Annotated in this window: 8 protein-coding genes; all 8 read left to right on the plus strand. The window is 71.5% G+C overall.

From position 1 onward, the window contains the following. The first annotated feature begins 194 nt into the window (after positions 1-194). The 8 genes from ACFV0Q_RS27855 to ACFV0Q_RS27890 all read left to right on the plus strand — a co-directional run bounded on the left by ACFV0Q_RS27855 (position 195) and on the right by ACFV0Q_RS27890 (position 6,905). Entirely contained in the window at positions 195-848 is a 654-nt protein-coding gene (locus ACFV0Q_RS27855) for an HAD family hydrolase (protein WP_385009111.1), read from the plus strand. A 43-nt stretch (positions 849-891) separates the two neighbouring features. Then, entirely contained in the window at positions 892-2,121 is a 1,230-nt protein-coding gene (locus ACFV0Q_RS27860) for an MFS transporter (RefSeq protein WP_385009112.1), read from the plus strand. Beyond that, the gene (locus ACFV0Q_RS27865) at positions 2,072-3,241 is read left to right on the plus strand and encodes an acetoin utilization protein AcuC (RefSeq protein ID WP_385009113.1); all 1,170 of its coding nucleotides are present in this window, start codon (positions 2,072-2,074) and stop codon (positions 3,239-3,241) included. Before ACFV0Q_RS27860 ends, ACFV0Q_RS27865 begins: the two co-directional genes overlap by 50 nt. Positions 3,242-3,334: 93 nt before the next feature. Next, positions 3,335-4,165, plus strand: coding sequence for a phosphatase (locus tag ACFV0Q_RS27870; protein ID WP_385009114.1), 831 nt, complete (start codon positions 3,335-3,337; stop codon positions 4,163-4,165). A gap of 114 nt (positions 4,166-4,279) precedes the next feature. Further along, positions 4,280-4,489: a helix-turn-helix domain-containing protein gene (locus ACFV0Q_RS27875; protein ID WP_162688852.1), complete on the plus strand. Its 210-nt coding sequence runs from the start codon at positions 4,280-4,282 to the stop codon at positions 4,487-4,489. Positions 4,490-4,621: 132 nt separating this feature from the next. Further along, positions 4,622-4,720, plus strand: coding sequence for a 30S ribosomal protein bS22 (locus tag ACFV0Q_RS27880; protein ID WP_003948845.1), 99 nt, complete (start codon positions 4,622-4,624; stop codon positions 4,718-4,720). 95 nt (positions 4,721-4,815) lie between these two features. Beyond that, on the plus strand, positions 4,816-5,913 hold the full coding sequence (locus ACFV0Q_RS27885) for an NAD-dependent epimerase/dehydratase family protein (RefSeq protein WP_385009115.1): 1,098 nt from the start codon (positions 4,816-4,818) through the stop codon (positions 5,911-5,913). After that, the gene (locus tag ACFV0Q_RS27890) at positions 5,913-6,905 is read left to right on the plus strand and encodes a lysophospholipid acyltransferase family protein (RefSeq protein WP_385009116.1); all 993 of its coding nucleotides are present in this window, start codon (positions 5,913-5,915) and stop codon (positions 6,903-6,905) included. The genes ACFV0Q_RS27885 and ACFV0Q_RS27890 overlap by 1 nt, the downstream gene beginning before the upstream one ends. Positions 6,906-7,010 lie beyond the last annotated feature (105 nt).

Genomic DNA, 7,010 nt, shown 5'->3' on the forward strand with positions numbered 1-7,010 from the left:
GGGGGGACCCTGTGGGAGAGTAGGACGCCGCCGAACAATCATTGTGGGAAAGCCCCGCACCAGGTAACTGGTGCGGGGCTTTTCTGCGTTTACGGACTTTTCGGGGTCCGGCGCGCGGCCGGCCGGGTACGGTTCCACCGTTTACCCGTACGAGGCTGCCGGGAACCCGAGCCGGTCGCTCGTACGCTGGGTGGATGGGCTATGAGCTGGTCATCTTCGACAACGACGGCGTCCTCGTGGACAGCGAGCCGCTCTCCAACACCATCCTCTCCGCGTACCTGACGGAGCTCGGGCATCCCACCACCTATGACGAGTCCCTGCGGGACTACATGGGGGCCGCGGTGCACCGGGTGCACGATCTGGTCTACGAGCGGAGCGGGCAGCGGCTGCCCGAGGAGTTCGACCACACCCTGCAGGAGCGGGTCACCGCCGCCTTCGCGCGGGAGCTGAAGCCCGTCCCCGGGGTGACCGAAGTGCTGGCCGAGCTGTCCGCGCAGGGGGTCCCGTACTGTCTGGCCTCCTCCGGGACCCACGAACGGATCCGGGTCGGGCACCGCAGTGCCGGCCTGGACGAGTGGTTCGAAGAGGAGTGGATCTTCAGCGCCGAGGACGTGGGGCGGGGCAAGCCCGCCCCGGACCTGTTCCTGCACGCGGCCGACATGATGGGGGTCGCGCCCGCGCGGTGCGTCGTCGTCGAGGACAGCCGGCTCGGGGTGGAGGCCGCCCGGGCCGCCGGGATGGACGTGCTCGCGTACACGTCGATGTCCCCCGCCGACGCCCTCCCCGGTGCCACCGCCTACTTCGGGGAGATGAAGGAGCTGTACGGCCTGCTCGGATTGGGTGTGTGATCGCTCTACCCACCGGTAGGTCAGGGGCCTACGCTGTGCCGCCATGACAGTTGACGTGCGGCTGCGGCGCGGGCGTGGCGCCCTCGGGTTCAGCTTCTTCGCGCAGGGGGTCGCCTTCGCCCTGCTGGTGACCCGGATCCCGGCCATTCAGGACCAGTACGGGATATCCGACGGGCTGCTGCCCGCGTTCCTCGCCGCCGTGCCGATCCTCGCCGGGGTCTCCAGCGTCGCCACCGAGCACCTGGTGAAGCGGATCCCGCCGAGCACGGTGCTGCGGTGGGCGCAGCCCGTCGTCCTGCTCGCTCTGCTCGGGGTCGGGGCCGGGACCCGGCTGTGGCACGTGGCGGTGGCCCTGGGGGTGTTCGGGCTGGCGGTGGGGGCGCTGGACGCCTCGATGAACATGCTGGGGGTGAGCCTGCAGCGGGCGTACGGGCGGAGCATCATGCTCGGGTTCCACGCCGCGTACAGCCTCGGCGGGATCCTGGGTGCCTCGGCGGCCTGGGCGGGGGCGCACTGGCACCTGGCGCTGTTCACCGGCTATCTGCCCGCCGTGGCGGTGCTGCTGCCGGTGGCGCTGGTGGGCAGCCGGTTCTACGCCGACGCGGCCCCGGCGGGCGGCGCGGCAGGGGGCGGCGGTGCGGGCGAGGGGTGGCCGGCGAAGGGCGGCAAGCTGCTGCTGCCGCTGTGCGTGGTGATGGCGTGCGCGTACATCGGGGACTCGACGGTGGCGAACTGGAGTGCCAAGTACCTCCAGGACGTGCTCGGCAGCTCCGAGCAGCTGGCGACCGTCCCGTACAACGTGTACATGGTGACCACCCTGATCGGGCGGGCCGTGGGTGACCTCGGGGTGCGCCGGTTCGGCGCGGTGGCCGTGGTGCGGAGCGGGACGGTGGTGGCGGCCGGCGGGTTCGCGGTGGTGGCCGCCGCGCCGGGGGCGTGGACGGGAATGCTGGGATTCACCCTGCTGGGCATCGGGCTGTGCGTGATCGTTCCGCAGACGTTCGCCGCCGCGGGCAGGCTCTTCCCCGGGGTCTCCGACACCGCCGTCGCCCGGCTGAACATCTTCAATTACGTGGGCTTCCTGATCGGTTCGCCGCTCGTCGGGGGCATCGGGGACGCCTGGAGCTACCGGGGCGCGATGCTCGTGCCGATGGTGCTCGTGCTGGTCACGCTCTTCCAGACCCGCTCGTTCGGCGCGGACCGGGCCCGATACGGTGGCGGGCATGAGCGGCCGCGGGTTGTTGATGTGGGACGAGGCGGTAACGAGGTATGACTTCGGACCGAGCCATCCGATGGATCCGGTGCGGCTGGCGCTGACCATGGGCCTGGTACGGGCCTTCGGGCTGGACCGGGCGATGGAGGTGCGGGCGGCCCCCGCGGCGGGTGACTCGACGCTGCGGCTGGTCCACCGGGAGGACTACGTGGCCGCCGTGCGCGAGGTGTCGGCCGACCCGGGGGCCGCCGACGGTTCGTACGGGCTCGGGACCATGGACGATCCGGCCTTCCACGGGATACACGAGGCCTCGGCGCTGATCGCCGGGCAGTCGGTGGCGGGCGCGGAGGCCGTCTGGCGGGGCGAGGCGGAGCACGCGGTGAACTTCGCCGGCGGGCTGCACCACGCGATGCCGGGCGGGGCGGCCGGGTTCTGCGTGTACAACGACGCGGCGCTGGCGGTCGCGCGGCTGCTGGAGCTGGGGGCCGAACGGGTGGCGTACGTGGACGTGGACGTCCACCACGGGGACGGCGTCCAGGCGGCGTTCTGGGACGATCCGCGCGTCCTGACGATCTCCCTGCACGAGCACCCGCGGACGCTGTTCCCGCAGACGGGCTGGCCGGAGGAGACGGGCGGTCCGGCGGCCGAGGGGTCGGCGGTGAACGTGGCGCTGCCCGCCGGGACCGGTGACGAGGGCTGGCTGCGGGCGTTCCACGCGACGGTGCCGGAGCTGCTGGCGGACTTCCGGCCGCAGGTTCTGGTCACCCAGCACGGGGCCGACACGCACTTCGAGGATCCGCTCGCGCACCTGGCGGTGTCGCTGGACGCTCAGCGGGCGGTCCAGGAGGCCTGCCACGAGCTGGCGCACGAGTACGCGGACGGGCGGTGGCTGGCGCTGGGCGGCGGCGGGTACGCGGTGGTGGACGTCGTACCGCGGTCGTGGACGCACCTGGTGGGGATCGTGGCGCACCGGCCGGTGGATCCGGCGGCGCCGGTGCCGCAGGAGTGGCGGGACGAGGTGTACGCGCGGACGCGGCAGGGCGGGCCGGCGCGGATGACCGACGGTCGGGACGCGCGGTGGCGGGCGTGGGAGGGCGGTTACGATCCGGGGGACCGGACGGATCAGGCCGTTCTCGCGACGCGCCGGGCGGTGTTCCCGTTGCGCGGGATGCTGGTGTGACGGTCTGGAATGTGACGGTGCATCATTACGCCAACTGTGGGGCGGTTCGCGAGATGTGATGACCCGCCAGGTGCGGTGCGGCAGCATCGGAGGGTGTTGAGCACCGGCGCGCTGCGTGCGCATCTGCTGGCCGCCCGGTTGGCCGGGCCCGTCGCCACGTCGAGGGAGTCGAGCCTGCGCAGTTACCGGCTGTTCGCGGCGCGGGACCCGCGGATGCTGCTGGGGCTCGATCCGGAGCGGGGCTGGGACGAGGGTGACCTGCTGAGGCTGATGGCGGACAAGTGCGGGGTCTCGGCGGACCCGGCGCACGTCAGCGGGCCGGACGTGATCGACCCGGAGCGGACGGTGGCGGCCCTGGAGGCGTTCGCGGAGCGGCTGGGGGCGGCGGCCGGGGCGCGGTCGCCCGTACTGTTCGGCACGGGTCATCCCCACCGCCTCCTGGAGTTCTACGCCTCTTTGGCGGGGGCGTTGTCGGCGGCGGGATGTGTTGTCCTCACCCCGGCGCAGGGGGTCGCTGTCGACATGGCGACCCGGTTCGGCGTACGCGCGCACCGCATCGATTACGTACGGGGAGTCGCACTGGTGCGGGAAGGCGGCGCGCGGCCGGCCGCGAGTGCCACCGGCGCGCACTCCCATTCGCCGCTGCCGGTTCGGATCGCGCTCGGGGCGCTGGCGGACGCCGGCGGGCCGTTGCCGGAACTGGTGGTGGGGGACCACGGCTGGGTCTGCGGCGCAGGTCAGCTGGGTGTGGACGCGATCGGGCTGGCGGATACGGACGATCCCGCGCTGTTCGTCGGAGAGGCCGAGGGGAGGGTCGCGGTGACCGTTCCGCTTGATGACGGGGTGCGCTCGGATTACTACAGGCCGCTCATTCGTTACCTGTTGCACCGCGCTCGGCTGCCGGGTCGTCAGGAGTGGCCGTAGCTCCTCTTCCCCACTCGTATCACACGCCCCTACTCTGGGGAGTGAGCGTGCGACGACGAGGAGTAACCGGAGGGGAAGCCGGTGCCCGTCATGCGCGGAAGGTCAAGGTGTGTCATGGCTGCTGGCGAGAGGCCTCTCAGTGAGGTTCAGTTCCTGACCGTGGCGGAGGTCGCCTCGGTGATGCGAGTGTCGAAGATGACCGTGTACCGCCTGGTGCACAACGGTCATCTGCCCGCTATCCGGGTGGGCCGGTCCTTCCGGGTCCCCGAGAACGCGGTTCACGAGTACCTCCGGGAGTCCTTTGTGGGGGTGGAGTCGGCCTGAGACTGAAGCTCAGGAGGACCTGCGGAGGGCTCGGATTACAAGCTCGGACTTTGGGCGGGTAGGCTAGGCCGACGTAGGTCGTGTGGGCCCAGACGCCCCGCACCGAGTGAAGAGAAGTGAGCGAGGGTAGTCGTGGGCTCTGTTATCAAGAAGCGGCGCAAGCGGATGGCTAAGAAGAAGCACCGCAAGCTGCTCAAGCGCACCCGCGTCCAGCGCCGTAACAAGAAGTAAACGGCAGCTGTACGTGTTCTCCGCAGCCCCTCCACCATCCTGGTGGAGGGGCTGCGGTGCAGCCGGGGTACTTCTTCGAGGGAGGCGCTGAGCTCGTGGGGAAGGTCGTGCTCGTCACCGGGGCTGCCCGGCAGCTGGGAGGCCGCTTCGTGCGCCGCATCCAGCGCGATCCGGACGTGGAACGGGTCATCGCCGTCGACGCGGTGAGTCCGCCGCACCGGCTCGGCTCGGCGGAGTTCGTCCGCATGGACATCAGGCAGTCGGCCATCGCCCGCGTGCTCGCGGAGCACAACGTGGACACGGTGGTCCATCTGGCCGTCACGGGCGGCGCCGCGGGATCACCCGGTGGGCGCAGCACCGTCAAGGAAACCAACGTCATCGGGACGATGCAGCTCCTCGGGGCCTGCCAGAAGTCGCCGACGGTACGACGGCTCGTGGTGAAGTCGAGTACCAGCGTGTACGGGGGCACGGCGCGGGATCCGGCCGTCTTCACCGAGACCACCCAGCCGAAGTCGCTGCCCAGCGCCGGCTTCGCCAAGGACGCCTCGGAGGTCGAGGGCTACGTACGGGGCTTCGCGCGCCGGCGGCCGGACGTGGCGGTGTGCGTGCTGCGCTTCGCGAACATCCTGGGGCCGTTCGCGGATTCGGCGCTGGCGGAGTACTTCTCGATGCCGGTGATGCCGACGGTGCTGGGCTATGACCCGAGGCTGCAGTTCGTCCACGAGGACGACGTGGTGGACGTGCTGCGGCTGGCGGCGGGCGAGCCGCGGCGGGGGACGCTGAACAGCGGGACGTTCAACATCGCGGGGGACGGGGTGCTGCTGCTGTCGCAGTGCTCGCGCCGGCTGGGGCGGCCGACGGTGCCGCTGCTGCTGCCCGCGGTGACGTGGGTGGGCTCGGCGCTGCGGACGGTGGGGGTGACGGACTTCTCGCCGGAGCAGATCAGGCTGCTGACGCACGGGCGGGTCGTGGAGACCACCCAGATGCGGGACACCCTGGGGTTCCGGCCGATGTACACGACCGTGGAGACCTTCGCCGACTTCGCGCGGAGCCGCGGGCGCGGGCTGCTGCCGCAGGACCGGGTCGACCGGGCCGTGCGGCGGGTGGCCTCCGCGCTGGGGGTGGACGACCCGAAGGTGAACGGCCCGGTCGCCGGTGCGATCGACGGTGTGGATGAGGGAGCGAAGCGATAGTGGCGGACGCCAAGGTCATTCCGTTCGACGAGGACCGGCCGCGCCGGCGGGGCGCCGCCCGGAAGGTGCGCGCGGTGCCGACGCCCGCGGAGCCGGTGGAGCCCGTGGCCGGGCCGGAGCCGGCGTCCGGGCCCGCGCGGGCGGCGGCCGGTGACGGCTGGGACCGGCGGCTCGCGGGCGGGCTGGCGTTCCTGCGGCGGCGGATCACCGGGGACTACGAGGTCGACGACTTCGGCTACGACAAGGAGCTGACGGACCAGGTCCTGATGTCCTTGATGCGGCCGCTGTTCGACAAGTACTTCCGGGTGGAGGTCAAGGGGATCGAGAACATCCCCAAGGAGGGTGGCGCGCTGATCGTGGCGAACCACTCGGGGACGCTCCCGCTGGACGGGCTGATGCTCCAGGTGGCGGTGCACGACCACCATCCGGCGGAGCGGCACCTGCGGCTGCTGGCGGCGGACCTGGTGTTCATGCTGCCGGTGGTGAACGAGGTCGCCCGGAAGGCCGGGCACACGCTGGCCTGCGCGGAGGACGCGCAGCGGCTCCTGGAGGCGGGGGAGCTCGTCGGGGTGATGCCGGAGGGCTTCAAGGGGATAGGGAAGCCGTTCGGAGAGCGGTACAAGCTCCAGCGGTTCGGGCGGGGCGGGTTCGTCTCGACGGCGCTGAGGGCCGGGACTCCGATCGTGCCCTGCTCGATCGTGGGCGCGGAGGAGATCTACCCGATGATCGGGAACGCGAAGACCCTGGCGCGGCTGCTGGGGGTGCCGTACTTCCCGGTCACGCCGACGTTCCCGTGGCTGGGGCCGCTGGGCGCGGTGCCGTTGCCGACGAAGTGGACGATCCAGTTCGGGGAGCCGATCCCGACGGACGGGTACGCCCCGGAGGCGGCGGAGGACCCGATGCTGATGTTCAACCTCACGGACCAGGTCCGGGAGCAGATCCAGCACACCCTGTACAAGCTGCTGGTGCAGCGGCGGTCGGTGTTCTTCTGATGGGTGCTGCCTTCTGATCGGTGGTTCTTCCGGATCGGGGCAGACGGAAGCGGGGGCGCCGCCGGGGCCCGCCCCCCCATTGCGGGGGGGGAAGTGCGGCGTAAA

Origin of the sequence: Streptomyces sp. NPDC059564 (genome assembly GCF_042735575.1) — a bacterium.
Classification (GTDB): domain Bacteria; phylum Actinomycetota; class Actinomycetes; order Streptomycetales; family Streptomycetaceae; genus Streptomyces.